Below are 1,323 nucleotides of genomic sequence, written 5' to 3' on the forward strand. Positions count from 1 at the left end.
CACATATACAATTCATTAATTAACCCAAATATAACCAAAACAATGAAAAAAATTAAATCAATTTTAGTAATGTCATGCGCAGTTATGGCATTTGTATCTTGTAGTAAAGATGATGAAACCAATCAAACAAAACCTGAGGCTAACAAAATAACTCCTGAAATTCTAGCTAAAATTAGTGCTTTGTCTTTTAATAATAAAGACGTTCAAGTGGTGAAGCATACTAATCCAAATGGAACAACAGAAGATGCTTTCTTAATAGAAGGCGATATTGTTATGACTAAAGATCAATTAAATAAAATGGACTTGCACGGTGGTATAACAACTGAGCAGTATCGTACTAATAACCTTGTTTCAGGACCTAGAACTATTAGAATAGTAGGTTTGTCAGGAACGGGTGCTTCTGCACTAAGTGCTAACATGCGTTCTGGATTACAAGCTGCTGTAAATAGATATAACAATTTAGGTTTAACACTTACTTTTACATTAACTTTTAGTTCAAACACAACAGGTGCTAATATCGTAGTGAGAAGAGCTTCTGGTGGTGCAGGAGGAGTAGCTGGATTCCCTACAGGAGGAAATCCGTTTAACTCTGTGACTTTGTATTCTGGAATGGATACGTATTCATCAGCAGTTAATTCACATGTTGCTGCTCACGAAATTGGACACTGTATTGGTTTGCGTCACACTGACTGGTTTAGCCGTCAAAGCTGTGGACAAAACACAAATGAAGGAACTGCTGGCGTGGGAGCTGTACATATTCCAGGAACACCAACAGGTTACGATGCTACCTCATTAATGAGAGCTTGCTTTAGTGGAAGTGATACAGGAGCATTTAATAGTAATGATGTTACTGCTTTAAATTTCTTATACTAATAATTTTCGTTGAACACTTTACAAAATAAAAAAAGGCTGTTTCCATAATGTGAAACAGCCTTTTTGTTATATTTTAATCTTCGTTCAGCCCGCCAACCTCTTTTATTTGGTCTAAAATATTTGTTTGATTGGGTGCAATATAATTTTTTATTTCAGGTGTGATTTCTTTTTTGAATAGCAAGTCAAGAGCATTGTATAACTTTAAGAGAACGTCTTTGTCTTCTTTAGCAATTGAAACCGAATTGTTAAAATCGAAAACATAGTTATTAGAGTTTCGGACTTCTACTTTTATTGTTTTTGGCGTGATTTTAAATTTTACGATGTCCATAATACTGAAAATTAATAATGATACAATTTATTTGCAGTTTTTTGCTTTTCGATATTTGTTTATTTATTCAAAAGCAAAGAAAAATTAAATATGAAAAGTGTTGTTTATTTTTTTGCAAATAA

Annotated in this window: 2 protein-coding genes; one reads left to right on the top strand and one right to left on the bottom strand. The window is 33.0% G+C overall.

All coding sequences use genetic code 11. The features are described from left to right. On the top strand, nt 1-873 hold an 873-nt coding region (locus FPG59_RS16120; RefSeq protein ID WP_254906731.1), incomplete at its 5' end, for a M57 family metalloprotease. Between the two features lie 73 nt (nt 874-946). On the opposite strand, the gene FPG59_RS16125 is transcribed toward FPG59_RS16120, so the two are convergent. Continuing rightward, a complete protein-coding gene (locus FPG59_RS16125) occupies nt 947-1,201 on the bottom strand; it encodes a hypothetical protein (RefSeq protein WP_086455537.1) in 255 nt (84 codons plus the stop codon). Nucleotides 1,202-1,323 lie beyond the last annotated feature (122 nt).

The organism is Flavobacterium sp. FPG59 (assembly GCF_002150205.1).
Classification (GTDB): domain Bacteria; phylum Bacteroidota; class Bacteroidia; order Flavobacteriales; family Flavobacteriaceae; genus Flavobacterium.